The sequence below is a fragment of the Pseudomonas sp. TH34 genome, from assembly GCF_016650865.1.
GTDB classification, from domain to species: Bacteria; Pseudomonadota; Gammaproteobacteria; order Pseudomonadales; family Pseudomonadaceae; genus Aquipseudomonas; species Aquipseudomonas yamanorum.
The window spans coordinates 82,609-107,743 of the sequence record NZ_JAEKFB010000034.1; the positions used below are offsets into that span (position 1 = coordinate 82,609).

Below are 25,135 nucleotides of genomic sequence, written 5' to 3' on the forward strand. Positions count from 1 at the left end.
TGGTGTTTCTGAAGCACCGAGTTGCCTGCATCGCCGGCAAGCCAGCTCCTACAATCATCCGCGTTCGCGGGGAATCAGGCTCTGCAACTGCAAGGCCAGGAAGTTGGCATCGAAACCGAAGGTGTCCGGATCTTTCAGGCCGTTGGTTTTCTTCCACAACCAATCGTTTTTCCCCGGCAGCAGCACCAGGGAAATACTGCCGTAGCGGGCGGCGGTCAAGCCCATCACCGACAACGAAATCAACCCACCGGCGCCCATCACATCCGGCACGAACTCCACCGGTTTGCCGGCGATATGGATGGTCAGTTTCTCGGTCTTGAAGGTGGAGGTCTCCACCGGCACGCTAGGGCCGGAAGCCACGTACGCCTCGCGCTGCACTTCCAGCAAGCCGACGGTCTTCACCGGTTCCAGCCACTGCTCGATCTGGTCGAACAAGTCGACGATCTTCTGCGCCCAATGGGCCGACTGCACTTCGAACTGCTGCTTCTTGTGGGCTTCGCTGTCGGCGTAATGACGCAGCATCTCGCCCAGTTGTTGTACATCGTCCATTGCCGTGTTCCTTGGGTGACCCATGTTGCGAACCTTGATCATGGCAGATGCCGCACGCTGGCGTATGACTAAAGCGCGGCGCTTGGGTAATGTGGTGCCCTCGCCCGTCCAATTCAGGAGCATCGCATGCGCACCATCGGCCTTATCGGCGGCATGAGCTGGGAGTCCAGCGCCGAGTATTACCGCATCATCAACCAAAGTGTGCGCGACCAGCTCGGCCCCCTGCGTTCGGCACAACTGTTGATGTACAGCGTCGACTTCGGCCCGGTGGAGCAGGCCCAGCACGCCGGGCGCTGGGATGACGCCGCACTGATCCTCGAAGACGCAGCCCGCCGCCTGCAAGCCGGTGGCGCCGAATGCATCGTGCTGTGTACCAACACCATGCACCTGGTGGCGCCGCGTATTGAAGCGGCGGTCTCCATACCGTTTCTGCATATTGCAGACGCCGCCGGCGCAGCGGCCGTGGATGCCGGCACTCTGACGGTGGGCCTGCTGGGCACCGCATTTACCATGGAGCAGGAGTTTCTCAAGTCGCGTTTGGCCGCCCAAGGGCTGACCGTGCTGGTGCCGGACGCCGACGAGCGCCAGGCCGTGCACCGGATCATCTATGAGGAATTGTGTGTCGGGGTGATCAGCGACGCATCGCGTGAGGTGTACCAACGGGTGATCGAGTCCCTGGCGGCGCGTGGCGCCCAGGCCATCATCCTTGGCTGCACGGAAATCAGTCTGTTGATCAAGCCGCAGCACAGCGACCTGCCACTACTGGACACCACCGAGCTGCATGCGCAGGCTGCGGTGGCGTTTGCCTTGCAGGACGACTAGGCAGGCTTGCGGACGCGCGCCATGGTCAGGGTGTCGACGAATGCGCCGTCACGCACGGCGTAATCGCGCAGCAGGCCTTCGGTCTCGAAGCCGAACTTGTGGTACAGGCGGTGGGCGGCTTCGTTGTCGGCGTACACCGTCAGTTCCACCCGGTGCAGGTTCATCCAGTTATCCGCCACCTCCAGCGCCGCACTCAGCAGCCGGGAGCCCACGCCCTTGCCCTGCCAGGCGGTGGCCACGCCCATGCCGAATGAACCGACATGGCTGCGGCGCACACGGGAATATTGCTCAAGCCCCAGGTTGCCAATCACTTCACCCGCATGCACGGCCACCAGTTGTAGCCGCCGTTCATCCCCGGGTGCCAGGCGTGCGCGCCAGGCCTCGATCGACTGGAAAGGCATTTGCAGCACCTGACGGCAGACAGCCGGGTCGTTGTAGAGCGCAGCGACGCCGTCAAGGTGGGCCTCGGTGAAGCGCGTGATCACGATTTTGGGTTCAGGTGTGTGCATGGTGTTTCATCCTTTGAAAACACATGGCGGGCCAGTGTAGGCGGCAAAGCCTCAGGATGGCGAGCCCAGCACCGCAATTATCGGGGCCGCGCAGCAACCAGTTTCCAGACCCGGGCGATGTCCGAGGCGCGCTCGCGCAACAGGCGCGGCGCCTCGCTGCAGGCCTGTTCCAGGGTAGTCGGGCCGGACGGCAAGGCGAACGCGGCATCCACACCGTGGGCGTACATCTGCTCGTAGCCATCACCCAAGGTGCCGGCGATCACAATCACTGGCACGTTGTGCTGTTTGGCGATCCGCGCGACGCCAAACGGGGTTTTGCCCCGCAGGGTCTGGGCGTCGAAGCGGCCTTCGCCGGTGATGACCAGGTCAGCGCCACGCACGGCCTTTTCGAGCCCCACCAGCTCGGCGACCACTTCAACCCCTGCACGAAACTGTGCGCCAAGGAACGCCTTGGCGGCAAAACCCAGGCCGCCGGCGGCGCCGCTGCCGGGTTCGTCGCGTACATCTTTGGGCAAGACCTTGGCGCAGTGATCGGCGAAATGGCCGAGGGCGGCATCCAGTTGTTCGACTTGCTGGGGATTGGCGCCTTTTTGCGGGCCAAAAATCGCCGAGGCACCGTGGGGGCCGCACAGTGGATTGTTCACGTCGGCGGCAATTTCGAAGCGCACCTGGGCCAGGCGTGGGTCCAGTTGCTCAAGGCTGATGCGCGACAGCTTGGCCAGCGCCAGGCCCCCAGGGGCAATGCAGCCTCTTCGGCATCAAGCAATTGCACACCGAGAGCCAGCATCGCCCCCGCGCCGCCATCGTTGGTGGCGCTGCCGCCAATGGCCAGGATGATGCGTTGGGCACCGGCATCCAGGGCGGCGCGGATCAGCTCGCCAGTGCCGAAGGTGCTGCTGGAACACGCATCTCGCTGACCCGGTGGCACGAGTTGCAGACCGCTGGCCTCGGCCATTTCGATGATTGCGGTGTGGCTCTCGGCCAACCAGCCCCAATGCGCGTCGACACTGCCACCCAATGGCCCTTGCACACGGGTGGTGCGCAGCTCGCCCTGGCAGGCCGCGAGTACCGACTCCACCGTGCCCTCACCACCGTCCGCCATCGGGCACTTGATCAGCTCGGCGTCGGGCCACACGCTGGCCAACCCCTCGGCAATGGCATTCGCCACGCCTTCAGCACTCAGGCTGTCCTTGAACGAGTCGGGGGCGATGATGATTTTCATGGGCTTTCTCCGGTTTTTATAACGCCCATGCTGCCAGTTGGCACCGGCAATAACGCCGGTCCATTGCACAAGAGTGGCTGGGGTTTGTTGTTCATTTCGACAAAGCCTGAGGCAATAGCTGTACGCCCAGGTACAACGCAAGCATGCCGTCGAGGGTCAACGGGTCGACGCCGCTCAACTCGGCGATGCGCTCCATGCGATAGCGCAGGCTGTTGCGGTGAATGCCCAGGGCGTCGGCGCAGGCCTGGCTTTGACCGTCGTGATCGCACCAACTGCGCAGGGTCGCCAGCAACTGGCCGTTGCTGTCCTTGGCCAGTACCTTGCGCAGCGGGTTGAGCAGTTCGTCGAGGGCGTCGTCGTTGCGGTGGCGCCAGAGCATTACCGGCAGGCGGTATCGATTGAGGGTCAGCAACCGCGACTCGGGCAGCACATCGCGGCCATAGGCAAGCAGATCGCCGACCCGCCGGTAGCAACGGCGTAGCCCGGCCAGGCCGTCTGCTTGCCCGCCGACGGCGACCCGCAGGATGTTCCAGCCCAGGCCGTCGAGTTTTTCCAGCAGGCGCGGGTTGTCGACTTGCACCGACGCCGGTCGGCACCACAGCAGGGAAAACTGTGCGGAGCTGACGCACCAGCTGTCCGGGTAGCGCGAGGTCAGCCAGGTGCTCAAGGCTTCCGCCGACTGGCCGCTGCCCAGTTCAAACAGGTACGGCGTACGTGCCATCTGCGGTTTGAGGCCCAGTTGCTGCGCCTCGTCCACCAGCCGCGGCGAGTCGCCGGTCTCGGCCAGAAGGAGCGCCAGCAGGTCATCGCAACGTTGGCGCCGCCATTGCTGCTCGGCTTGCTGGTGACGCTGGCTGACCAGCATTTCGGCGGTCATGCGTACGAGTTGCGCATAGGTACGCAGCAATTCCGGCTCGCCGGTAATGCCCAGCACGCCGATCAGGCGCTGGTCGTGCAGCAGCGGCAGGTTGATCCCGGGTTGCACGCCCTTGAGGTGCTTGGCGGTCTGGCTGTCGATCTCCACCACGCGCACATTCGCCAGCACCAACTGCGCGCCTTCATGGCGGGTGTTAATGCGTTCGGGTTCGCCGCTGCCGAGGATCAGGCCCTGGCTATCCATGACGTTGACGTTATAGGGCAGGATCGCCATGGTGCGATTGACGATATCCTGCGCCAAGTCATGATCCAGCTCGAACATGGGGCTAAATTCCTGAAAAAACCGGTTGTTCATAGGCACAGCGCAAACGATGCTTGACTGTGCGCGAGCACAAAGACATCACCCCTTGAGGTGGCCGAGACTCATTGGGCGATCAACGTTACCCTCGCATCGCGAAAAATCATAATAAAGAGAGACTGCCATGTCACAGAGCGCCGCTGTTACCCAGGCCACCGATGACGATAAAAACGCCGTATACAAGCGCATCACCCTGCGCCTGATCCCCTTCATTTTCATCTGCTACCTGTTCAACTACCTCGACCGCGTCAACGTCGGCTTTGCCAAGCTGCAGATGCTCGACGCCCTCAAATTCAGCGAGACCGTGTACGGCCTCGGTGCCGGGATCTTCTTTATCGGCTACGTGCTGTGCGGCGTGCCGAGCAACCTGGCGTTGACCAAATTTGGTCCACGGCGCTGGATTGCGCTGATGATGATCGTTTGGGGCACCCTGTCCACCTGCCTGCTGTTCGTCAGCACGCCAACGCACTTCTATGGTTTGCGCCTGCTGACCGGTGCCGCCGAAGCCGGGTTCTTCCCGGGCGTGGTGCTGTACCTCTCGCAGTGGTTCCCGACCTTCCGCCGTGGGCGGATCATGGCGCTGTTCATGTCGGCGATTCCGGTGTCCGGCCTGCTGGGCAGCCCGTTCTCCGGCTGGATCCTCAACCACTTCGCCGCCGGCCAAGGCGGGCTTGCGGGCTGGCAGTGGATGTTCCTGCTGCAAGGCGTGCCGACGGTGATCCTCGGTGCCCTCGCCTACTTCCTGCTCAGCGACAGCTTTGCCAACGCCAAGTGGCTCACGCCCCATGAGCGCGCGGTGCTGGAAGCCGACCAGGCCACCGACCTGGCCAACAAACCGAAGACCACCAGCGACTCGCTGCTGGAAGTGTTCAAGAACCCGGCCATCTGGGCATTCGGCCTGATCTACTTCTGCATCCAGAGCGGTGTGTACGCCATCAACTTCTGGCTGCCATCGATCATCAAGAACATGGGCTTCAGCGATAACCTGGTAATTGGCTGGCTGAGTGCGATCCCGTACCTGCTGGCGGCGGTGTTCATGTTGCTGGTGGGCCGCTCTGCCGACCTGCGCAAGGAGCGTCGCTGGCACTTGGTGGTGCCGATGTTGATGGGCGCGATCGGGCTGGTGATTGCGGTGAACTTTGCAACCACCCCGGCCATTGCGATCCTTGGCCTGACCATCGCCACCATGGGCGCCCTTACCGGCCTGCCGATGTTCTGGCCGGTGCCCACCGCCATGCTCAGCGCAGGTGCGACAGCGGGTGGTTTGGCGTTGATCAACTCCATGGGCCAGATGGCGGGTTTCCTCAGCCCGTATATCGTCGGGTTTGTGAAGGACGCCACCGGGTCTACGGACATTGCGCTGTACCTGCTGGCGGCAGTGATCGTCGCGGGCAGTGTGTTGGCGTTGCGCATGACGCGCACACTCAAGGGCTGACATCAGGGTAGACCGGTGCCGTCGATCTCCATGACGGCGCCGGTGTTTTTATAGCTAAAGTACCGCCGGAAACCCGTCTTAACCTGAACGCCAAAGCCAAGTAACAAACAGGCTACAAACCTTACCTAACCTTTACTCTGGCGCCGCGTCATCCCCTCAAAAAGTGCTGTCTGAAACGTATGCCCGGGAATATTATTAAAACCGGTTCGATGCATAGGTAGAGGACTTGTCATGATCAGTCGACTCTCAAAAATGAAAGTAGCCATCGTGCTTATTGCCACCCTCGCCATCGCAGGGCAAGCAGAAGCCCGTGGTGGGTACGGCTATGGATGGGGTCACGGTGGTTACCATGGTGGTTGGGGCTGGGGTGGCCCGGCCCTGCTGGGCGCAGTGGTGGGTGGATTGGTAGTGGGCTCGGTGGTCGCCAACTCCCAGCCACCGGTCTACGTGCAGCAACAACCGGTTTACGTACAACCGCAGCCGGTGTACATCCAGCAACCGCCGCCGGTCTACTACCAGGCGCCGCCTCCTCCGGGCTATTACTACCCGCCGCAACCGATTCCGGCACCGCGTTATTAACGCGCGGCCCGATTACTGATAATGCAGGTCCCGCCTGAAAGCGGGACCTTTTTTATTCCGCTGCCTTTAGAGCAATCCACCGCCGTCGACATCAATCACGCTGCCAGTGATAAACCCGTTCTCCATCGCCAGTACGTACCCGGCAGCCACTTCTTCGGCCTGCCCCACTCGCCCCACCGGCAATGCCCCGCCCGCCTTGGCAAACATTGCCAGTCGCTGCTCCTCGGATAAGCCCGAATACGCCTCGGTATCGATCACCCCAGGACTCACCACATTGACCCTGCGTGGCGCCAGTTCCTTGGCCAGTTGCTTGCCCAGCGCTTCAGTGGCCGCATTGATCCCGGTCTTGATGAATTGCCCTGCAACCGTTTTGCGCCCCAACTGTCCCGACGTCAGGGTGATGCTGCCGTGCTCGGCGAGAAAGGGCAGCGCCGACTGGATCGCCCGCAGCGAACCCCAGAGTTTTACGTTGAAGTTGTCTTGCGCCAGGTTCAGGTCCGTCTCGATCAATGCCTTCGCCTGTACCGCAGGGCCTGCGGTATAGACCAGATGATCAAACGGCCCCACCGTTTCGAACAACCGCTGCAACGAGGCCGCGTCGGTCACGTCTACCTGCTCGCTGCGCATGCCGTTCTCCACGGTTGAAGACAAGCGTCGCCCGGCCAGCACCACGTGGGCGCCGCGTGCCACGGCCTGCTTGGCCACGGCGGCTCCAATGCCGCTGCTACCGCCGATGACGATGATGGTTTTGCCGCTGAGGGGAGAATTCATGAAGAACTACCTGGTTGAGAAAATGAGCTTTCATCTTCCCAGCTTGGCAATCGTTGAAAAATCCCGGTAAAACGACAAGATCTTTAAAGGATTTTTACAGATGAGTTCAATCCTCGACCTTGAAGTCTTCGTGCGCACCGCCGACACCGGCAGCCTGTCCGCCGCCGCCCGTAGCCTCAGCCTGACCCCGGCGGCCGCCAGCATTGCCCTCAAGCGCCTGGAAACCCGCCTGGGCATTCGGCTGCTGGCGCGCTCCACCCGCAGCATGCGCCTGACTGAAGAAGGCCGGCGCTACCTGGACAGCGTGCGGGTGGCCCTGGAGGCGTTGTCCGAAGGCGAACAGGCGATCAAGCAACAAGGCCAAAGCCTCAGTGGTTTGCTGCAATTGGCCGCGCCCTCGGATTTCGGGCGCAATGTGCTGCTGGGCTGGCTGGATGAGTTCAAGCTCGAGCACCCGAACGTTCGCCTGCAATTGCTGCTCAACGACAGCAATGCCGACCTGTTTCGCGAAACCGTCGACATCGCCCTGCGTTTCGGCGTACCACGGGACTCCAGCCTGGTGGCGCTGCCGGTGGTGCCCGATCACACACGGGTAGCGTGTGCCAGCCCCGACTACCTCGCGCGCCACGGCACGCCACGCATCCCTCAGGACCTGGCACAGCACAGCACGCTGCGCTATATGCGCCAGGGGCGCGCGAACAACACCTGGTACTTTCGCCAGGGTGAGCTGCTGCAGGAAGTCGAGGTCAGCGGCGACTACTTGAGTGATGACGGCGAGATCGTGCGGCGTTGGGCATTGGCCGGCCATGGCATTGCTTATAAAGCGCGACTGGATATAGCCCGCGACATCAAGGCCGGACGCCTGGTGCCCTTGCTCACCGATTGGCAAGGCGAGCCGACGCCGTTCAACCTGATGTGCCCGCATCGGCTGCAAGTGTCGGAACGGGTCAAGGTACTGCACCGCTTCCTGCAACTGCGCTGCGCCGAACTATTACCGCAATAACCGTCCCAGGGCTTGTTCCAGAGCCTTGCTGTCTGGTATTGGATAGGTCTGTCTCCCCCTTTTGAGGTGTTCACGATGATTTACCGCACACTGGGCCAGTCCGGGTTGAAGGTCAGCGCACTGACCCTGGGCAGCATGATGTTTGGCGAGCAGACCAACACCGAGGATTCGCTGCGCATCATCGACAAGGCCTGGGATCAAGGCATCAATTTTATCGACACCGCCGACGTCTACACCGGCGGGCGCTCCGAGGAGATCGTCGGCGAAGCCATCGCCCGCCAGCGCCAGGATTGGGTGCTGGCCTCGAAAGTCGGCATCGGCCCGGTGGACGGACTGCCCAATCGCAGCGGCCTGAGTCGCAAGCGGATTTTCAACGCGTTGGAAGCCAGCCTGACGCGCCTCGACACCGATTACCTGGACATCTATTACCTGCACCGTGAAGACCACAACACCCCGCTGGAAGTCACGATTTCAGCGATTGGCGACTTGATCCGCGAGGGCAAGATCCGCCATTGGGGCTTGTCCAACTACCGCGGCTGGCGGATCGCCGAAGTGATCCGCGTGGCCGAGCGCCTGGGGGTGGACAAGCCAATCATCAGCCAGCCGCTGTACAACATCGTCAACCGCCAGGCCGAGGTGGAGCAGATCACCGCTGCCGCCGCCTATGGCCTGGGCGTGGTGCCTTACAGCCCACTGGCCCGTGGCGTGCTCAGCGGCAAGTATGCGCCGGACGTAACGCCTGAGGCCGGCAGCCGTGCCGGGCGCCAGGACAAGCGCATCCTGGAAACCGAATGGCGCGTTGAATCCCTGCGCATCGCCCAGCAGATCCAGCAATACACCCAGGGCCGTGGCGTGGGAATTGTTGAGTTTGCGATTGCCTGGGTGCTGAACAACTCGGCGGTCAGTTCGGCGATTGTCGGGCCGCGCACCGAGGCGCAGTGGGATGCCTACACCGGTGCGCTGGAGGTCAAGATCACGGCAGAAGATGAAGCCTTCATCGATTCGCTGGTCACTCCGGGCCATGCCTCGACGCCAGGGTTCAATGACGTGGGCCACTTTGTCTCGGGCCGAATTGCCCGGCCATAAGCACACTTTATGGGAGGAGCCGAGCGTTCCTCCCATAAACTGCCCCAAAACAGAGCAAACATCTCACCTTAAAAGCACTATATTCCCTCCCTGAAATCTCCCCTCTTTTGTATGAATCGGTTTTCGCGAGGACAGTGTGTCTAAAGGTGTTGTGTTATCGGTCTTGGCCTCGGTGTTGTTTGCCGTGATGTATTACTTCACCTCGCTGCTCACACCCTTGAGCGGCCTGGAGATCTTCGGCTGGCGGATGCTGCTGACGGTCCCCTGCATGACGGTGTTCATGATCGTCAGCGGCGAGTGGCGGCGGGTGTGGGAGTTGGTTCGGCTGGTGGCGGCCAAACCCGGGTTGATCGGCGGGTTGCTGTTGTCTTCGGCCTTGCTGGGGGTGCAGTTGTGGCTGTTCATGTGGGCACCGCTCAACGGGCGTAGCCTGGATGTTTCCCTGGGGTATTTCCTGCTGCCGTTGACCATGGTGCTGACCGGGCGCCTGGTGTATGGCGAACAATTGTCACGCCTGCAAAAGGTCGCGGTGTTTTTTGCCGGCGTCGGCGTACTTAACGAGTTGTATCAGGTCGGTGGTTTCTCTTGGGCCACGTTAGTGGTGATCATCGGTTACCCGATCTACTTCATCGTGCGCAAACGCCTGAAGACTGACCACCTGGGCGGGCTGTGGCTCGACATGGCGCTGATGTTGCCGGTGGCGTTATGGTTCGTGCAAAGCGGCGAACAGGGGTTTGCCGTGCTCGATGCCCACAAGGGCTTGTATGCCTTGATCCCGATGCTGGGCTTGATCAGTGCCTCGGCGCTGGTGTGCTACATCGTTGCCAGCCGCTTGTTGGCGTTCAGCCTGTTCGGGCTGCTCAGCTATGTGGAGCCGGTACTGTTGCTCGGGGTCGCCTTGTTGCTGGGAGAAAGCATCAAGGCGGGAGAATGGCTGACCTATCTGCCGATCTGGCTGGCCGTGATGGTGCTGGTATACGAAGGTTTCAAGCACCTGGTTCGCCAACGTAAAGCCTGATTCCAGGCGAAAAAAAGCCCGGTCGCGGATCCCCACGACCGGGCTTTTTTACATCAACGATCAGTCAGCGGTGAGCACACCACGGCGTACCTGGTCGCGCTCGATGGATTCGAACAGCGCCTTGAAGTTACCTTCGCCGAAACCGTCATCACCCTTGCGCTGGATGAACTCGAAGAACACCGGGCCCATCAGGGTTTCCGAGAAGATCTGCAGCAGCAGGCGCTTGTCACCCGCCACCGACGAGCCGTCCAGCAGGATGCCCCGCGCTTGCAACTGGTCCACCGGCTCGCCGTGGTTTGGCAGGCGGCCTTCGAGCATCTCGTAGTAGGTGTCTGGCGGCGCAGTCATGAAGCGCATGCCGATTTTCTTCAGCGCGTCCCAGGTCTTGACCAGGTCATCGGTGAGGAACGCCACGTGCTGGATGCCCTCGCCGTTGAACTGCATCAGGAACTCTTCGATCTGCCCGGCGCCTTTGGACGACTCTTCGTTCAGCGGGATGCGGATCATGCCGTCCGGGGCGCTCATGGCCTTGGAGGTCAGGCCGGTGTACTCGCCCTTGATATCGAAGTAACGCGCCTCACGGAAGTTGAACAGCTTCTCGTAGAAGTTCGCCCAATAGACCATGCGCCCGCGGTACACGTTGTGGGTCAGGTGATCGATGACTTTCAGGCCGGCGCCCACCGGGTTGCGTTCAACGCCTTCGAGGTACACGAAGTCGATGTCATAGATCGAGCTGCCTTCGCCGAAGCGGTCGATCAGGTACAGCGGTGCGCCGCCAATGCCCTTGATCGCTGGCAGGTTCAATTCCATCGGGCCGGTTTCGATATGGATGGGCTGGGCGCCCAGTTCCAGGGCCCGGTTGTAGGCCTGTTGCGAGTCTTTCACGCGAAACGCCATGCCGCACACCGACGGGCCGTGCTCGGCCGCAAAGTAGGAGGCGATGCTGTTGGGTTCATTGTTGAGGATCAGGTTGATCTCGCCCTGACGGAACAGGTGCACGTTCTTGGAACGGTGCGTCGCGACTTTGGTGAAGCCCATGATCTCGAAGATCGGCTCCAGGGTGCCCGGGGTTGGCGAAGCGAATTCGATGAATTCAAAGCCCATCAGGCCCATTGGGTTTTCGTATAGGTCTGTCATTTTCGGTGCCTCATCATTCTTGTAGTTACACATGTTTATTTGCGAGCAAGGATGAGGTCAGCGGGTGGCGCACAGGAGATACCCCGCACGCTGCGGGCGAGGAAGTCACCAAAGATGAGGGGGGACCCGAGTAGCTTCATGGTTACATCAGTCTCTTACGGGCGAGGCTTGCGTTAGCGCAAGTCCTTATTCTTGTATGCGTAAATCGATTCTACACAGCGTAAACAGATTTGTCCGTACTCTTATCAAATCCCCATTGCCCTCACCCGCGCAAGGGGTTTGTTGCACAGGTAGATGCCCAGCAGGATCACTGCCCCGCCCAGTAGCATCGGCGCGGTGAGTTGCTCGCCGAGCAGCAATGCACCGCAGATCACCGCCGTCAGCGGATTGAGAGCGATGAACACACCCGCCCGGGTGGCGCCGATGCGGCGCAGACCATCGTAGTAGCCGATGTAGGCCAGTGCCGATCCCAGCACGCCGAGGTACAACAAGCTCAGCAGTTGGGGCAGATCGATGCGGCTCACTGCGGCGACCGTCAATCGTCCGGTCACCAGTGTGGTGATCGTCAGCATCAGCGTGCCCAACAGGATCGACCAGGTCACGGTTTGCAACGGCCCCAGGCTTTGGTTGAGGCCGCGAGAGAACAGCGAATACACGCCCCACCCCACCACACAGCCAAAGATCAACAGATCACCGATCCAGGCATTCGCGGTGCCCTGCAACAGCTGCGGGTTGCGGCTGACGATCACCAGCCCCGCGCCGCCCAGGCACAGCGCGATACCCAACAGTTTCACCTGCCCCAGCCGCTCCTTGAACAGCAGCCACGACGCCAGGCCAATCACCGCAGGGTTCAGTGCGACGATCAACGATGCCCGGGACGCATTGATGTAATGCAGGCCGTAGAAAAAGCACAGGTTGTAGAAAAAGATCCCGAAAAAACCGAGTACGGTCAGTTGCGCAAGCTGTGCGTTGGTCGGGCGCACCAGACGAATACGCGCTACACCCAGGAAGACCAGCAACGCGAGGCTGGCCAGCACAAAGCGCACGGTCGCCGCCAGCAGCGGGTCCAGGCCTGCGGCCAGATAGCGCCCGGCCACGAAGGTGCCGCCCCAGATCATGGTCACCGCCGCCAATTTCAAATACGTGAGACGGTCAGAAGTCGGGGTCATCAGATTTCTACTCAAGAAACGTGGGATTGGTTTATTGTTTAGCTAATCTTTTGTCATCGTAAAATGAGTAAATACTCATGACCCTTACCCAGCTGGAAATCTTCTCCCTGGTGGCCGAATTGCAAGGCTTCACCAGCGCCGCCAATCGCCTGGGCATCAGCCAGTCGGCGGTGTCCCATGCGATCAAATCCCTGGAACAGGAACTGGGTGTGGAGTTGATCCGCCGCCATCAGTCTCAAGTCGAACTCAGCGATATCGGCCAACAACTGCTGCTGCGCGCCCGGGCCATGCTCGGGCTGGCCAATACACTGCAACAGGAAGCCGCCGATGCCCGCGGGATGAAGCGCGGCACGCTGCGCATCGGTTCGTTCGGGCCAACTTCATCGATTCGTCTGTTGCCGAAGATTTTGCAACGCTTTCGCGAGCTGCATCCGGGCATCGAGGTGCACGTCGACGAAGGCCCTGATCGGCAGGTGATGCAGTGGCTGGAAGAGCGGCGCGTCGACGTTGGGTTTGTGGTGCTGCCTGAAGAGCGCTTCGATACGTTCCCGTTAATTGAGGATCAGTTGGTCGCACTGTTGCCATCGGGGCATCACCTGGGCGCGCAGCCGAGTGTCAGCCTCAAGGCGCTCTGCGGCGAACCCTTTATCCTGACCCAGGCCGGCTCGTCCGAACTGGTCTCAAGGCTGTTCGTCGGTGCCGGGCTGCAGCCGGATGTGCGTTACCGCTGTTCACAGTTGCTCAGCACCCTGGACACCGTGCGCCGGGGCGACGGCGTGACCATTGTTGCCGAGCTGTCATTGCCTGAATCCGCAGCGCCGGATTACCTGGTCAAGCCGCTCAAGCCTGCCGTCAAACGCCAGGTCGGGCTGGCGGTTCTGGATCGACGACAGTCCTCGCCGGCGACCCTGGCATTTATTGAACTGGCCACACGCTTGACGCTTTATTGAACATGCACAGTCCCCTGCCGCCATCTATCATGGCCAATACCAATACGCTTTGTTGGACGGCTGCCGTGGTTGTCCCGACCGCATTTGAGCGTCTTATCGCCCCCTCCCGCTACAGGCTGCACAGATGCCACTGACCGTCAAAGGCCCACGAAAAGCCAGCACCCGCCTCCTGATCACTCTGCTCAGCGGCGCACTGCCGATTTTGCTGGGGGTGCTGATCCTGTACTGGCAAGCGGGGCGCACCCTGGAGCACAGCACCGCGCAAACCGCCCGGGAAGCCGTGCGCCAGTTCGACCTGATGCTCGACAATACCGCACTCGCCGCCAAGGACTTGCTGCCGCTGGCCGGCCATGAATGTGATAACCCGACACAACTGGCGCTACGGGAACAAGTCACCCGTCGGCCTTTTGTACGCGCCACGACCTTGTCCTGGCAGAGAAACATCTATTGCAGCTCGTTGTTTGGTGGCAACTACCAGTCGCCGGTCAACCCTGAAGACTACGTCGATGGCCGCCTTTGGCTGATGAAAGGCAACCCGGTGACACCTGACACCGCATTGCTGGTGTATCGCCTCACCGAGGGCGACCGTGGGGCCTTTGCCTCCATTGATGGCTACCACTTGACCAACGCCTTGCGCCTGATCAGTCGATATACCGACCTGGTGTTGCAAGTGGGGCCTAACTGGCTGGCGTCGGATGGCAAGGTGCACAGCACAGCGCTGCCGACATTTTCCGTCGCGCACCATCATCTCGACTCCACGCGGTATACCTACAGCGTGGAAGCCGGGATGCCGGAGGGCGAAACCTGGCGCTACATGCAAGCGCGGTATCCTGCGCTGTTCATCCTGGTGGTGTTTTTCGGCGTGTTGGCGGGCATCCTCGCCCACTGGCTGCAAAAGCGCTCATCGGCACCGACCCTCGAGCTGCAACGTGCCTTGGGCGCCAATGAATTCGTGCCCTATTACCAGCCGGTGGTACGTGGCCAGGACATTCGCCAGTGGGCCGGTTGTGAAGTGTTGATGCGCTGGAATCACCCCAAGGAAGGCCTGGTGCGCCCCGACCTGTTCATTCCCCTGGCCGAGCATTCCGGCCTGATCGTGCCAATGACCCGCGCCCTGATGCGCCAGACCGCCTTGCAACTGGCGCCCCACGCCGAGCAGTTCGCGGATGGCTTTCATGTCGGGATCAACATCACCGCCCGCCATTGTCACGACCTGGAACTGGTGGAGGACTGCCGGGAATTCCTCGCCGCCTTCCCGCCGGGCAAGGTGATTCTGGTGCTGGAATTGACCGAGCGCGAGTTGATCGAACCCACGGATGTCACCCGCCAACTGTTCCAGGCGCTGCACGAAATGGGGGTAATGATTGCGATCGACGACTTCGGTACCGGTCACTCGAGCCTGGGTTATTTACGCAACTTCAATGTCGATTACTTGAAGATAGATCAAAGCTTTGTGGCGATGATCGGGGTTGATGCACTCTCGCGGCATATACTCGACAGCATCATTGAACTGTCTGCCAAGCTCGACTTGGGCATCGTTGCCGAAGGTGTCGAAACACCAGAACAATGCGAATATCTTGCCGCTCAAGGTGTTGATTTCTTGCAGGGCTACCTGTTTGGCAAGCCTGTACCTTGCGATGAGTTCATTAGATTCCTGAATAGCCATTGAATAGCCAACCACTTCAACGGAAATATTGTTATTTATACAAAAGACATGATTTACTCATGGCTGATTAACTACTACAATTTTTCCTGCCTGTGCTGAATTGGCAGGAAGGCCACTTTTGTTGAGTCGCCTTAAGGCTCTTGGCTTATCGCTTTGTTTGCAGTAGATATCAGCCAAATACACTATTGGAGTATAGATTTTGTCCAGACTCGCCGAATTTCGCGCAGCAGAAAAAGCCCTTCAAGAGCAGCTTGCCCAGCTGGAATCCCTGAAGAACGACGCAGGCCTGAAGAAAGAAATCGAATTCGAAGAAAAGCTGCAAGGGCTGATGAAAACCTACGGCAAAAGCCTGCGCGACATCATCTCCATCCTGGACCCTAACCCGAGCAAGTCCGGCGCTTCCGTCGCAACTGCACCAAAACAGCGCCGTGCACGTGTGGTCAAGGTTTACCACAACCCGCACACTGGCGAACTGATCGAAACCAAAGGCGGCAACCACCGCGGCCTGAAGGCATGGAAAGAACAATACGGCGCGGCCACTGTAGATTCCTGGCTTCGCGGCTAATGCTTTGCAGCTAGTACAAACGCACTAAGAAAAGCCCTGCACATGCAGGGCTTTTTGTTTACAGGCATCGATATTGAAACAAAACAGGACCCGGACACTTTCAAAAACGAACTTTAAAAAACATTTCACTTTGTTCAGATCGAATAATTCCCTGCTTTGCCTACAGCGCTCAAAGTTTCAGGCTGTCACGCACCGAACTGACTTCATCCTTGCTTGATTCGTAAGCCTGGGCCTGGCCTGCGTATGAAAATACATAGGCTTTATCGGTGTCGACCGCTCCCACCAGGGTTTGCGACAGCACATGCCGACCGTTCTCGGTGATTACACAAGTAGTTTCCAACGCCTCAAGGCGGCTCAATGTTGTGGGGTGCATCTTGGTGCACACACTTTGATAACCGCCTTGGGCAAAGTCTTTCTGGATGGACTTGCGCATTTCCAGCAGCACACCTTGAAGATTGACCGTATGCCCCGCTTCGATCGGAGTGCCTGTCAACTCCATGACCATCAAGGTCGTGCCATTTTCATCATTCTTGATCGCACGCTGGCGGGACACTGCCGAAGGCTGCGCCGGAGCCTGATCGTCGGGCACCACCTCCTCCACCTGCCAGCCGCTGGGCCAGTGAACTTCCGGGTCAGCCGCCCATGCAGCAGTGCTGCCCAACAACAGGCCCAGGGTACTTAACAGCGGTGCGCGAAATCCGATCATTGCGAAAAACACTCAAGGTTCAAGCCACAAAGTTTGGGCCTCTACACCCGCTGCTCGCAAGGGCTGCGTGACCTTTTTCATTTGGCGCAACCGGCAGGGCTGCGTATCATGGACCGGCTGCACGGATGCCAGCCGCAAGCCAAGGGATCGCTCGAACTAGAGCCACGTTTGCCCCATTCTTCTCTGGAGGGCCCATGAGCCTGCACGAACTGAACACCTTCCCGGGCGTCACCGCCCAACCTGACACCGCCACCGCGAACTTCGTGTTCAACCACACCATGCTGCGGGTCAAAGACATCACCAAGTCGCTGGACTTCTACACCCGCGTATTGGGTTTTTCCCTGGTTGAAAAACGTGACTTCCCGGAAGCCGAATTCAGCCTGTACTTCCTGGCCTTGGTGGACAAGGCCCAGATCCCGGCCGACGCCGCCGCACGCACCCAGTGGATGAAGTCGATTCCGGGCATCCTGGAACTGACCCACAACCACGGTACCGAAAACGACGCGGACTTTGCCTATCACAACGGCAACACCGACCCACGTGGCTTTGGCCATATCTGCATTTCGGTACCGGACATTGTTGCGGCCTGCGCGCGCTTTGAGGAGTTGGGCTGCGACTTCCAGAAGCGCTTGAGTGATGGCCGCATGAAGAGCCTGGCCTTCGTGAAAGACCCGGATGCGTACTGGGTTGAAATCATTCAGCCAACGCCGCTGTAACAAAAAAACCCCATGATCACTCATGGGGTTTTTCGTTTCAGGGCCGGCAGCTTAGCTGCGGATCAGGTGATCGAAAGCACTCAGGGAAGCCTTGGCGCCCTCGCCCACGGCGATCACGATCTGCTTGTACGGCACGGTGGTGACGTCGCCGGCAGCAAAGACGCCTGGCAATGAGGTCTCACCCCGGGCATCGACAATGATCTCGCCACGGGGCGACAGCTCGACGGTACCCTTGAGCCAGTCGGTGTTGGGCAGCAAACCGATCTGGACAAAGATCCCTTCCAGGTCGACGGTCTTGAACTCGCCGCTGTCACGGTCCTTGTACGCCAGGCCGGTGACCTTCTGGCCATCGCCTTTGACTTCGCTGGTGAGCGCACTGGTGATCACGTCAACGTTGGGCAGGCTGTACAACTTACGTTGCAATACCGCATCGGCGCGCAGTTTGCTGTCGAATTCCAGCAAGGTCACGTGGCTGACAATACCGGCCAGGTCGATGGCCGCCTCAACGCCGGAGTTACCGCCGCCGATCACCGCCACACGCTTGCCTTTGAACAGTGGACCATCGCAATGCGGGCAGAAGCACACGCCCTTGGCCTTGTATTCCTGCTCGCCCGGCACGCCCATTTCACGCCAGCGGGCGCCGGTGGCCAGGATCACGGTCTTGGACTTGAGGGTCGCACCGCTTTCGAAACGGATTTCGTGCAGTTCACCCGCGTTCTTGGCCGGAATCAGCGCGTTGGCGCGTTGCAGGTTCATGATGTCCACGTCGTACTGTTTGACGTGTTCTTCAAGGGCACTGGCCAGTTTCGGCCCTTCGGTTTCCTGCACCGAGATAAAGTTCTCGATCGCCATGGTATCCAGCACCTGGCCACCAAAACGCTCAGCGGCCACACCGGTACGAATGCCTTTACGGGCCGCGTAGATCGCCGCAGCGGCACCGGCTGGGCCACCGCCAACGACCAGTACGTCAAAGGCCTCTTTGGCGCTGATTTTCTCGGCTTGTTTTTCAATGCCGCTGGTGTCGAGCTTGGCGAGGATCTCTTCCAGGCCCATGCGGCCCTGGCCGAAGCTAACACCGTTCAGGTAAACGCTCGGCACAGCCATGATCTGACGATCATCGACTTCGGCCTGGAACAGCGCACCGTCGATGGCGACGTGGCGGATGTTCGGGTTCAGTACTGCCATCAGGTTCAGCGCCTGGACCACGTCCGGGCAGTTCTGGCACGACAGCGAGAAGTAAGTTTCGAAGCTGAACTCGCCTTTAAGGGCACGAATCTGTTCAATCACTTCGACACTGGCCTTCGAGGGGTGGCCGCCGACTTGCAGCAGTGCCAGCACCAGCGAAGTGAATTCATGGCCCATTGGGATGCCGGCGAAACGCAGGCTGATATCGGCACCCGGGCGGTTGATGGAGAACGATGGCTTGCGCGCATCATCGCCATCGCTTTTCAGGGTAATCAGCGTTGAGAGGCTGGCTACATCCTGCAAGAGGGCAAGCATTTCCTGGGATTTCGCACCGTCGTCGAGGGAGGCAACGATCTCGATCGGCTGGGTGACCCGTTCCAGGTATGACTTCAACTGAGCTTTAAGATTGGCGTCCAACATACGGGCGATTTCCTATTAATTCGGTTTATTGCAGACAAAAAAACGCCCGAGCGAATCTCGCCCGGGCGTTTTGAGGGCGGATGCAGCTTACTTAGGTGCGGTCATCCGCCCTTGGTACTTCACAGACTTAGATCTTGCCGACCAGGTCAAGGGACGGAGCCAGGGTGGCTTCGCCTTCTTTCCACTTGGCTGGGCAGACTTCGCCCGGGTGAGCAGCAACGTACTGGGCCGCCTTGATTTTGCGCAGCAGCTCGGAAGCGTCACGGCCAACGCCGCCATCGTTCAGTTCAACGATTTTGATCTGGCCTTCCGGGTTGATCACGAAGGTGCCACGGTCTGCCAGGCCAGCTTCTTCGATCAGTACGTCGAAGTTGCGGGAGATGGTCAGGGTCGGGTCACCGATCATGGTGTACTGGATTTTGCCGATGGCTGGCGAAGTGTTGTGCCAGGCTGCGTGGGCAAAGTGGGTATCGGTGGAAACGCTGTAGATTTCGACGCCCAGTTTCTGGAATTCGGCGTAGTTGTCAGCCAGGTCTTCCAGTTCGGTTGGGCAGACGAAGGTGAAGTCGGCTGGGTAGAAGAAGACGACAGACCATTTGCCTTTCAGGTCAGCATCAGTCACGTCTACGAAGTTGCCGTTTTTGTAGGCGGTAGCTTTGAACGGTTTTACTTGGCTGTTGATGATAGGCATCGTTGACTCTCCGTCAGGTTTGTAGAAGGGCTTAGAAAGTTGATGAGGTGAATCCTACCCACTCTCCCGGCCGATGGCTCATTGGCAAACCTGATGCTGACGATTGGTTTTCACTATCAAGGGACTGTATTAATAGAAGAAACCTTAAATCACTCGAGGGATGCTCGGGCCATGCCGAGAAAGGGTGTCGCTTCAACATAGCGCATGGCCGATTTCATGTCTTTCCAGCCGACGTAAGTCATCAATGACTTCAAGTCCCAGCCGCTACGATGGGCCCAGGTGGCAAAGCCCCGGCGCAGGGAGTGGCTGGTGTATTGATCCGCTGCAATGCCGGCGCGCTCCAGGGCCTGGCGCAACAGCGGGATCACGCTGTTGGGGTGCAAGCCCTCCTCTCCCAGGTTGCCCCAGCGGTCTATGCCGCGAAATACCGGGCCACGTACCAGCGCTGAAGCACTGAGCCACTCGCTGTAGGCCTGGACCGGGCACAGGCGCAGCAACGCCGGCGTCTGGTAAGTGCGACCCAAATTCTCCCGATCGTTTTTACTGCGCGGCAAATACAGGGTGATGCCCGAACCGGGTACTGCCTGCACGTGCTCGATATTCAACCGGCACAGCTCATCACTGCGAAAGCCGCGCCAGAAACCCAGCAGGATCAATGCGGCGTCACGTTTGGCACGCAGCCAGCGGGGATGGTCTTCTGCGCTTCGAGCGTCGCGACCTTCCTGATCGAGAAACTGGATCACCTGCTCCAGGTGCTGAAGCTGCAATGGCTCGGCCTGTTTTTCCTGAGCCGGGTGCACGGCGCGAATCCCTTTCAGGACTTTACGCACCACCGGCGCCTTGGTCGGATCGGGAAAACCCTGGCTGGTATGCCACTGGGCCAAGGCCGACAAGCGCAGCTTCAACGTGTTGACCGATAACACCCCCGCATGGGCCACCAGGTAGCGCGCCACGCTGTCGCTGGTGGCCGGCAGGAATCCACCCCAATTCACCTCGAAATGTTCGATTGCCGCTCGATAACTGCGGCGGGTGTTATCGCGGGTGGCCGCATTCAGATAACGGTCCAGTTCACTCATACCTGTACTGCCATTGGGCGCTGTCCACTTCAAAACCTTGATCACACGGGATAATACGCCAATATCCCATCTGTTAAATCATCAATTTCAGGGTAAATATAATCGTGATATAGTACGTATATACATACTACGTACCACAGTACTAAATCGACGGAGACTCCATGGCTCGCGGCGGCATCAATAAAGCAGTAGTTCAAACGGCGCGCCTGGCGATCCTCGCCCGCGGCGAGAACCCAAGCATCGATGCAGTACGCATCGAGATGGGCAATACCGGCTCGAAAACCACGATTCACCGCTATCTGAAGGAGCTGGACGAAAGCGAAACCCGCCAGACCATCACCGAAGCGCCCATCGATGACGAGCTGGGCGAACTGGTGGCACGGCTGGCCCAGCGCCTTAAGGAAAAGGCACAGGAACCTATCGACCTGGCCCTGGCGCAGTTCCAGCAACAGAAAGCCGCCCTGCTCGCCCGGGTTGAAGAACTGGAAGCCACCCACAGCCAGCTCAAGCAACAGTTCGATATCCAGGCAGCCGCCCTGGCTGACGAAAGCGCGGCGCTGCAAAGCACCCGCTCCAGCCTGCAAACCGAGCAAACCCGCAACGCCGGACTGAGCCAGGCGTGCAGCGATTACGAGTTGCGGATCAACGACAAGGACGAGCAGATTCGCTCATTGGAAGAGAAGCACCTGCACGCCCGGAATGCTCTTGAGCATTACCGCAACGCAATCAAGGATCAGCGTGAGCAGGAACAGCGTCGCCATGAGGGTCAGTTGCAGCAGGTACAGGCAGAACTACGTCAGGCTCAGCAGAGCGCGATGGTGCGCCAGGACGAGATCACCCAATTGCATCGCGATAACGAGCGCCTGCTGATTGAACACCGAGTGACGGTGAAGGAATTGAGCGCACTGCAGGAACAGGCCCGCCAGGACCGCGATCAGCAACGCCAGCTTAGCGAACAGGTGAATGTGATCGACAGCGAACGCACCTTGCTGCAGGAACGCTTACGGGTTGCACTGCTGGAGAGTCAGACGCGCCAAGAAGCGCTGGCCGAGCATCAGCAGACCAACAAAACCCTGGAGCTGGACCTGGTCAAAGCCCAGGCCAGCATCGAGGCGTTGCGCCTGGCGGCCGTCGTTGCGACGGTGCCAGAGGCAACTACCGAGGGCTGATTACTGCGCCACCGGCGTGCGCATGGTGACGAACTCTTCCGCCGCCGTCGGATGCACGCCGATGGTTTCGTCGAAATGCTGCTTGGTCGCGCCCGCCTTGAGCGCGATCGCCAGACCCTGCACGATCTCCCCGGCGTCAGGGCCGACCATGTGGCAACCCAGGACCTTGTCGGTCTCGGCGTCCACCACTAGCTTCATCAGGGTCTTTTCCTGGCACTCGGTCAGGGTCAGCTTCATCGGCCGGAAGCGGCTTTCGAACACCTGCACCTTGTGCCCGCCTTCACGTGCCTGCTCTTCGCTGAGGCCCACGGTGCCGATGTTTGGCAGGCTGAACACCGCCGTCGGGATCATCGCGTAATCCACCGGGCGATATTGCTCAGGCTTGAACAGGCGACGTGCCACGGCCATGCCTTCAGCCAGCGCCACCGGCGTCAGTTGCACGCGACCAATCACATCACCAATCGCCAGAATCGACGATTCCGCAGTCTGGTACAGGTCATCCACCTCGACAAAGCCACGCTTGTCCAACTTGACGCCCGTGTTTTCCAGCCCCAGGTTATCGAGCATCGGGCGCCGGCCGGTGGCGTAGAACACGCAATCGGTTTCCAGCACCCGGCCGTCTTTCAAGGTGGCCTTGAGGCTGCCGTCGGCCTGCTTCTCGATACGTTCGATGTCGGCATTGAATTGCAGATCCAGACCACGCTTGGTCAGCTCTTCCTTCAAGTGCGTGCGCACCGAACCGTCAAAACCGCGCAAGAACAAGTCGCCGCGATACAACAGCGAGGTCTGCGCACCCAAGCCATGGAAAATCCCGGCAAACTCGACAGCGATGTAACCGCCGCCAACCACCAGCACACGCTTGGGCAACTCTTTGAGGAAGAACGCCTCATTGGAGCCAATGGCGTGCTCGCGCCCCGGGATTTCCGGGATCTGCGGCCAGCCACCGGTGGCCACCAGAATGTACTTGGCGGTGAAGCGCTCACCGTTGATTTCCACCTGATGCGGGTCCACCAACCGCGCATGGCCTTCATGCAGGGTCACGCCGCTGTTGACCAGCAGGTTGCGGTAGATGCCATTGAGGCGGTTGATCTCGCGATCCTTGTTGGCGATCAGGGTCGCCCAATCGAAGTTTGCTTCGCCCAGGGACCAGCCGAAACCGCTGGCCTGCTCGAAGTCTTCGGCGAAATGCGCGCCGTACACCAACAGCTTCTTCGGCACGCAGCCCACGTTCACGCAGGTACCGCCCAGGTAGCGGCTTTCAGCCACTGCCACCTTGGCGCCAAAACCTGCGGCGAATCGTGCAGCGCGCACACCGCCGGAACCGGCACCAATTACATAAAGGTCAAAATCGTAGGCCATTTCACTCTCCTCGGCAGGACAACAGCATACCTGCTTACATGGGGCCGAAAAACGAAAAAGCCACCCGAAGGTGGCTTTCCCAGATCAAGCAGGCAACCGTGAATCAGTAAGCCTTGCCAGTCTTGTAGAAGTGCTCGTAGCAGAAGTTGGTTGCTTCGATGTAGCCTTCAGCGCCACCGCAGTCAAAACGACGGCCCTTGAACTTGTAGGCAATCACGCAACCGTCTTTTGCCTGCTTCAGCAGGGCGTCGGTGATCTGGATCTCGCCACCCTTGCCCGGCTCGGTTTCTTCGATCAGCTTGAAGATGTCCGGAGTCAGGATGTAGCGACCGATGATCGCCAGGTTCGACGGAGCATCTTCCGGCGCTGGCTTTTCAACCATGTCGCGTACGCGGATCAGGCCGTCACCGATATCGTCGCCGGCAATCACGCCGTACTTGTTGGTTTCCTGAGGATCGACCTCTTGAACCGCGACGATGGTGCAACGGTACTTCTGGTACAGCTTGACCATCTGGGTCAGGACGCCGTCGCCTTCCAGGTTTACACACAGGTCATCCGCCAGTACCACGGCGAAAGGTTCGTCACCGATCAGCGGGCGACCGGTCAGGATCGCGTGACCCAGGCCTTTCATTTGGGTCTGACGGGTGTAGGAGAACGAGCACTCGTCGAGCAGTTTACGGATGCCGACCAGGTATTTTTCCTTGTCGGTGCCCTTGATCTGGTTTTCCAGCTCGTAGCTGATGTCGAAGTGGTCTTCCAGGGCGCGTTTGCCACGGCCGGTCACGATCGAAATTTCGTTCAGGCCGGCATCCAGTGCTTCTTCCACGCCGTACTGGATCAGTGGCTTGTTCACCACCGGCAGCATTTCTTTGGGCATGGCCTTGGTCGCTGGCAGGAAGCGAGTGCCGTAACCGGCTGCTGGGAACAAGCATTTCTTGATCATATGAGTCCTTACAAAGGGCTGTGCGTACGAAATTCGGCGCAGTCTAATCAGGCCGCAGTCACCTTACAATGGGTCCTGCTGGCGTTGCGATGTCAACATAGAGGAAAAATGTCGGCGTAAGTTCCGCCGGCATTCAATCCAGTACCTTCGCCGCTGTTAGAAATCGTCGACTTGTGCCCGTCATTTAAAGGGCTTAAACCTTTTTAGCACGCTTTATGGCGATCGGCACTGACCTGCAACATCTTGCGCCGCCCCGCGCCGTTTGGCGCTATCATTACCGCCTTGAACCAGACAACGAGATTGATAGATGTCAGAACCAAAAGGCGTGAACGGCTACCTGATCACCAAGCGAGCAGATGGCTGGCACTTGATCAACTTCCACGGCGACAGCGTTGCCGGGGCATTCGCGACCGAAGCTCAAGCCTGTGCCGTGGCCGAAGTGTTTGTGGATGAAGCGGGCCATGCGTCGAGCAAGCGCCCCAAAACCAAGTAACACCCGCAGAAACGCCAATCAAGCCTCGTTTATCGGGGCTTTTTTGTGTTTGTCTGTACCTTGATGGCGGTTCGCTATAATCTCGCCTGAAACGCCCCACGACAGTGTCAGCGCTTCCCTCCAACACCCTAATGACGACTCCTACATGAACAAGATCCTGGCACTGATTGCGGTACTGGCGCTTACCGGTGGCTGCACCACCACTTCCGACACCGTGCTGAAAAACGGCGAACAAGGGCTGGCCATCGATTGTTCCGGCGAAGCCAACTCTTGGGCCAGCTGCTATGAAAAGGCTGATGCGTCCTGCGCAGGGACCGGTTACCGGATTGTCGGCACCGAAGGCACACCGGCCCTGAAAGAAAGCGACAAGACCCTGGGCAAGGATGTCGGCAACTACAAGACCCGCAGCGTGACCGTGGTCTGCAAATAATTACATGTGAATTTCGGCGAATTTGATGCCCAGGCCGCGAATGGTCTCGATTAAGTCGTCCAGGCGAGAAAAGGATTCGACTTCGTCCTGGTCATCCACCAGGAAATAGCTGCGGCCGCCGCTCTTCTTGAAGAACACGATCCACTCGCCCGTATCCGCGGGATTTTGAATCACATGGGTCGCAGATATATGCCCCCCCGCATGCTGTTCTCTGACTTGCTCACGCTTCATG

At 59.6% G+C, this 25,135-nt stretch carries 26 protein-coding genes and 1 pseudogene; 13 read left to right on the forward strand and 14 right to left on the reverse strand.

The genetic code is table 11. From position 1 onward, the window contains the following. Nucleotides 1-54 precede the first annotated feature (54 nt). Nucleotides 55-549, reverse strand: coding sequence for a hypothetical protein (locus JFU58_RS28685; protein ID WP_093197233.1), 495 nt, complete (start codon nucleotides 547-549; stop codon nucleotides 55-57). A 126-nt stretch (nucleotides 550-675) separates the two neighbouring features. Between JFU58_RS28685 and JFU58_RS28690 the strand changes: the two genes are divergently transcribed. Further along, nucleotides 676-1,371 (forward strand): aspartate/glutamate racemase family protein, encoded by a 696-nt coding sequence (locus JFU58_RS28690; protein ID WP_201142917.1) that lies wholly within the window; start codon nucleotides 676-678, stop codon nucleotides 1,369-1,371. On the opposite strand, the gene JFU58_RS28695 is transcribed toward JFU58_RS28690, so the two are convergent. The 3 genes and pseudogenes from JFU58_RS28695 to JFU58_RS28705 form a co-directional block, all read right to left on the reverse strand. After that, the gene (locus tag JFU58_RS28695) at nucleotides 1,368-1,880 is read right to left on the reverse strand and encodes a GNAT family N-acetyltransferase (RefSeq protein ID WP_201142918.1); all 513 of its coding nucleotides are present in this window, start codon (nucleotides 1,878-1,880) and stop codon (nucleotides 1,368-1,370) included. The two genes, JFU58_RS28690 and JFU58_RS28695, sit on opposite strands and share 4 nt — an antisense overlap. A 77-nt stretch (nucleotides 1,881-1,957) precedes the next feature. Beyond that, nucleotides 1,958-3,102 (reverse strand): annotated as a pseudogene (locus JFU58_RS28700) (glycerate kinase). 91 nt (nucleotides 3,103-3,193) lie between these two features. Next, complete coding sequence (locus JFU58_RS28705) at nucleotides 3,194-4,300, reverse strand: sugar diacid recognition domain-containing protein (RefSeq protein ID WP_201142919.1); 1,107 nt, start codon at nucleotides 4,298-4,300, stop codon at nucleotides 3,194-3,196. 160 nt (nucleotides 4,301-4,460) lie between these two features. Between JFU58_RS28705 and JFU58_RS28710 the strand changes: the two genes are divergently transcribed. Then, the gene (locus JFU58_RS28710) at nucleotides 4,461-5,771 is read left to right on the forward strand and encodes an MFS transporter (RefSeq protein ID WP_201142920.1); all 1,311 of its coding nucleotides are present in this window, start codon (nucleotides 4,461-4,463) and stop codon (nucleotides 5,769-5,771) included. A gap of 231 nt (nucleotides 5,772-6,002) precedes the next feature. Continuing rightward, a complete protein-coding gene (locus JFU58_RS28715; protein WP_167410156.1) occupies nucleotides 6,003-6,350 on the forward strand; it encodes a hypothetical protein in 348 nt (115 codons plus the stop codon). Between the two features lie 66 nt (nucleotides 6,351-6,416). On the opposite strand, the gene JFU58_RS28720 is transcribed toward JFU58_RS28715, so the two are convergent. Continuing rightward, nucleotides 6,417-7,121: an SDR family oxidoreductase gene (locus tag JFU58_RS28720; RefSeq protein WP_201142921.1), complete on the reverse strand. Its 705-nt coding sequence runs from the start codon at nucleotides 7,119-7,121 to the stop codon at nucleotides 6,417-6,419. A gap of 100 nt (nucleotides 7,122-7,221) precedes the next feature. On the opposite strand from JFU58_RS28720, the gene JFU58_RS28725 reads away from it, so the two are divergent. The 3 genes from JFU58_RS28725 (at nucleotide 7,222) to rarD (ending at nucleotide 10,228) form a co-directional block, all read left to right on the forward strand. Continuing rightward, nucleotides 7,222-8,124 (forward strand): LysR family transcriptional regulator, encoded by a 903-nt coding sequence (locus JFU58_RS28725; protein WP_093197250.1) that lies wholly within the window; start codon nucleotides 7,222-7,224, stop codon nucleotides 8,122-8,124. Between the two features lie 75 nt (nucleotides 8,125-8,199). Continuing rightward, complete coding sequence (locus tag JFU58_RS28730; protein WP_093197256.1) at nucleotides 8,200-9,210, forward strand: aldo/keto reductase; 1,011 nt, start codon at nucleotides 8,200-8,202, stop codon at nucleotides 9,208-9,210. A gap of 136 nt (nucleotides 9,211-9,346) precedes the next feature. After that, complete coding sequence (gene rarD / locus JFU58_RS28735) at nucleotides 9,347-10,228, forward strand: EamA family transporter RarD (protein WP_201142922.1); 882 nt, start codon at nucleotides 9,347-9,349, stop codon at nucleotides 10,226-10,228. A 60-nt stretch (nucleotides 10,229-10,288) separates the two neighbouring features. Here the strand turns inward: rarD and hppD are convergent, their stop codons facing one another. Together hppD and JFU58_RS28745 are read right to left on the reverse strand one after the other, a co-directional pair. After that, complete coding sequence (hppD, locus tag JFU58_RS28740; RefSeq protein ID WP_063030425.1) at nucleotides 10,289-11,365, reverse strand: 4-hydroxyphenylpyruvate dioxygenase; 1,077 nt, start codon at nucleotides 11,363-11,365, stop codon at nucleotides 10,289-10,291. A gap of 245 nt (nucleotides 11,366-11,610) precedes the next feature. Next, the gene (locus JFU58_RS28745) at nucleotides 11,611-12,534 is read right to left on the reverse strand and encodes a DMT family transporter (protein ID WP_177026565.1); all 924 of its coding nucleotides are present in this window, start codon (nucleotides 12,532-12,534) and stop codon (nucleotides 11,611-11,613) included. 77 nt (nucleotides 12,535-12,611) lie between these two features. Here JFU58_RS28745 and JFU58_RS28750 point away from each other — a divergent pair, with 77 nt between their 5' ends. The 3 genes from JFU58_RS28750 (at nucleotide 12,612) to JFU58_RS28760 (ending at nucleotide 15,715) form a co-directional block, all read left to right on the forward strand. Continuing rightward, on the forward strand, nucleotides 12,612-13,484 hold the full coding sequence (locus JFU58_RS28750; protein WP_201142923.1) for a LysR family transcriptional regulator: 873 nt from the start codon (nucleotides 12,612-12,614) through the stop codon (nucleotides 13,482-13,484). Nucleotides 13,485-13,608: 124 nt separating this feature from the next. Next, the gene (locus tag JFU58_RS28755) at nucleotides 13,609-15,153 is read left to right on the forward strand and encodes an EAL domain-containing protein (protein ID WP_177072092.1); all 1,545 of its coding nucleotides are present in this window, start codon (nucleotides 13,609-13,611) and stop codon (nucleotides 15,151-15,153) included. 196 nt (nucleotides 15,154-15,349) lie between these two features. After that, on the forward strand, nucleotides 15,350-15,715 hold the full coding sequence (locus JFU58_RS28760) for a histone-like nucleoid-structuring protein, MvaT/MvaU family (RefSeq protein WP_017480385.1): 366 nt from the start codon (nucleotides 15,350-15,352) through the stop codon (nucleotides 15,713-15,715). A 169-nt stretch (nucleotides 15,716-15,884) separates the two neighbouring features. On the opposite strand, the gene JFU58_RS28765 is transcribed toward JFU58_RS28760, so the two are convergent. Then, a complete protein-coding gene (locus tag JFU58_RS28765) occupies nucleotides 15,885-16,421 on the reverse strand; it encodes a DUF4946 domain-containing protein (RefSeq protein ID WP_177026568.1) in 537 nt (178 codons plus the stop codon). 194 nt (nucleotides 16,422-16,615) lie between these two features. Between JFU58_RS28765 and gloA the strand changes: the two genes are divergently transcribed. Further along, nucleotides 16,616-17,137, forward strand: a complete 522-nt coding sequence (gloA, locus tag JFU58_RS28770; protein ID WP_017480383.1) for a lactoylglutathione lyase — start codon at nucleotides 16,616-16,618, stop codon at nucleotides 17,135-17,137. 51 nt (nucleotides 17,138-17,188) lie between these two features. Here gloA and ahpF read toward each other — a convergent pair whose 3' ends face one another. The 3 genes from ahpF to JFU58_RS28785 form a co-directional block, all read right to left on the reverse strand. After that, complete coding sequence (ahpF, locus tag JFU58_RS28775) at nucleotides 17,189-18,742, reverse strand: alkyl hydroperoxide reductase subunit F (protein ID WP_063030435.1); 1,554 nt, start codon at nucleotides 18,740-18,742, stop codon at nucleotides 17,189-17,191. A gap of 127 nt (nucleotides 18,743-18,869) precedes the next feature. Next, entirely contained in the window at nucleotides 18,870-19,433 is a 564-nt protein-coding gene (ahpC, locus tag JFU58_RS28780) for an alkyl hydroperoxide reductase subunit C (protein ID WP_003173835.1), read from the reverse strand. Nucleotides 19,434-19,582: 149 nt separating this feature from the next. Next, complete coding sequence (locus JFU58_RS28785; protein WP_201142924.1) at nucleotides 19,583-20,509, reverse strand: site-specific integrase; 927 nt, start codon at nucleotides 20,507-20,509, stop codon at nucleotides 19,583-19,585. A 161-nt stretch (nucleotides 20,510-20,670) separates the two neighbouring features. On the opposite strand from JFU58_RS28785, the gene JFU58_RS28790 reads away from it, so the two are divergent. Then, a complete protein-coding gene (locus tag JFU58_RS28790; RefSeq protein ID WP_201142925.1) occupies nucleotides 20,671-21,678 on the forward strand; it encodes a DNA-binding protein in 1,008 nt (335 codons plus the stop codon). On the opposite strand, the gene gorA is transcribed toward JFU58_RS28790, so the two are convergent. Further along, the gene (gorA, locus tag JFU58_RS28795; RefSeq protein ID WP_201142926.1) at nucleotides 21,679-23,037 is read right to left on the reverse strand and encodes a glutathione-disulfide reductase; all 1,359 of its coding nucleotides are present in this window, start codon (nucleotides 23,035-23,037) and stop codon (nucleotides 21,679-21,681) included. A 103-nt stretch (nucleotides 23,038-23,140) separates the two neighbouring features. Then, nucleotides 23,141-23,980 (reverse strand): UTP--glucose-1-phosphate uridylyltransferase GalU, encoded by an 840-nt coding sequence (gene galU, locus JFU58_RS28800; protein WP_003212579.1) that lies wholly within the window; start codon nucleotides 23,978-23,980, stop codon nucleotides 23,141-23,143. Nucleotides 23,981-24,287: 307 nt separating this feature from the next. Here galU and JFU58_RS28805 point away from each other — a divergent pair, with 307 nt between their 5' ends. Next, entirely contained in the window at nucleotides 24,288-24,473 is a 186-nt protein-coding gene (locus JFU58_RS28805) for a hypothetical protein (RefSeq protein WP_003212580.1), read from the forward strand. Nucleotides 24,474-24,618: 145 nt separating this feature from the next. Then, the gene (locus JFU58_RS28810; protein WP_003212581.1) at nucleotides 24,619-24,903 is read left to right on the forward strand and encodes a hypothetical protein; all 285 of its coding nucleotides are present in this window, start codon (nucleotides 24,619-24,621) and stop codon (nucleotides 24,901-24,903) included. On the opposite strand, the gene JFU58_RS28815 is transcribed toward JFU58_RS28810, so the two are convergent. Further along, complete coding sequence (locus tag JFU58_RS28815; RefSeq protein WP_003212582.1) at nucleotides 24,904-25,134, reverse strand: hypothetical protein; 231 nt, start codon at nucleotides 25,132-25,134, stop codon at nucleotides 24,904-24,906. Nucleotide 25,135 lies beyond the last annotated feature (1 nt).

Coding starts and splice junctions, on each gene's coding strand:
- JFU58_RS28785 (WP_201142924.1), bottom strand. CDS start 20,509: ATGAGTGAACTGGACCGTTATCTGAATGCGGCCACCCGCGATAACACC.
- JFU58_RS28805 (WP_003212580.1), top strand. CDS start 24,288: ATGTCAGAACCAAAAGGCGTGAACGGCTACCTGATCACCAAGCGAGCA.
- JFU58_RS28815 (WP_003212582.1), bottom strand. CDS start 25,134: ATGAAGCGTGAGCAAGTCAGAGAACAGCATGCGGGGGGGCATATATCT.
- JFU58_RS28730 (WP_093197256.1), top strand. CDS start 8,200: ATGATTTACCGCACACTGGGCCAGTCCGGGTTGAAGGTCAGCGCACTG.
- JFU58_RS28710 (WP_201142920.1), top strand. CDS start 4,461: ATGTCACAGAGCGCCGCTGTTACCCAGGCCACCGATGACGATAAAAAC.
- JFU58_RS28810 (WP_003212581.1), top strand. CDS start 24,619: ATGAACAAGATCCTGGCACTGATTGCGGTACTGGCGCTTACCGGTGGC.
- JFU58_RS28690 (WP_201142917.1), top strand. CDS start 676: ATGCGCACCATCGGCCTTATCGGCGGCATGAGCTGGGAGTCCAGCGCC.
- ahpC (WP_003173835.1), bottom strand. CDS start 19,433: ATGCCTATCATCAACAGCCAAGTAAAACCGTTCAAAGCTACCGCCTAC.
- JFU58_RS28715 (WP_167410156.1), top strand. CDS start 6,003: ATGATCAGTCGACTCTCAAAAATGAAAGTAGCCATCGTGCTTATTGCC.
- JFU58_RS28705 (WP_201142919.1), bottom strand. CDS start 4,300: ATGTTCGAGCTGGATCATGACTTGGCGCAGGATATCGTCAATCGCACC.
- hppD (WP_063030425.1), bottom strand. CDS start 11,365: ATGACAGACCTATACGAAAACCCAATGGGCCTGATGGGCTTTGAATTC.
- JFU58_RS28790 (WP_201142925.1), top strand. CDS start 20,671: ATGGCTCGCGGCGGCATCAATAAAGCAGTAGTTCAAACGGCGCGCCTG.
- JFU58_RS28750 (WP_201142923.1), top strand. CDS start 12,612: ATGACCCTTACCCAGCTGGAAATCTTCTCCCTGGTGGCCGAATTGCAA.
- JFU58_RS28720 (WP_201142921.1), bottom strand. CDS start 7,121: ATGAATTCTCCCCTCAGCGGCAAAACCATCATCGTCATCGGCGGTAGC.
- JFU58_RS28685 (WP_093197233.1), bottom strand. CDS start 549: ATGGACGATGTACAACAACTGGGCGAGATGCTGCGTCATTACGCCGAC.
- JFU58_RS28745 (WP_177026565.1), bottom strand. CDS start 12,534: ATGACCCCGACTTCTGACCGTCTCACGTATTTGAAATTGGCGGCGGTG.
- JFU58_RS28725 (WP_093197250.1), top strand. CDS start 7,222: ATGAGTTCAATCCTCGACCTTGAAGTCTTCGTGCGCACCGCCGACACC.
- JFU58_RS28765 (WP_177026568.1), bottom strand. CDS start 16,421: ATGATCGGATTTCGCGCACCGCTGTTAAGTACCCTGGGCCTGTTGTTG.
- JFU58_RS28755 (WP_177072092.1), top strand. CDS start 13,609: ATGCCACTGACCGTCAAAGGCCCACGAAAAGCCAGCACCCGCCTCCTG.
- galU (WP_003212579.1), bottom strand. CDS start 23,980: ATGATCAAGAAATGCTTGTTCCCAGCAGCCGGTTACGGCACTCGCTTC.
- JFU58_RS28695 (WP_201142918.1), bottom strand. CDS start 1,880: ATGCACACACCTGAACCCAAAATCGTGATCACGCGCTTCACCGAGGCC.
- ahpF (WP_063030435.1), bottom strand. CDS start 18,742: ATGTTGGACGCCAATCTTAAAGCTCAGTTGAAGTCATACCTGGAACGG.
- gorA (WP_201142926.1), bottom strand. CDS start 23,037: ATGGCCTACGATTTTGACCTTTATGTAATTGGTGCCGGTTCCGGCGGT.
- gloA (WP_017480383.1), top strand. CDS start 16,616: ATGAGCCTGCACGAACTGAACACCTTCCCGGGCGTCACCGCCCAACCT.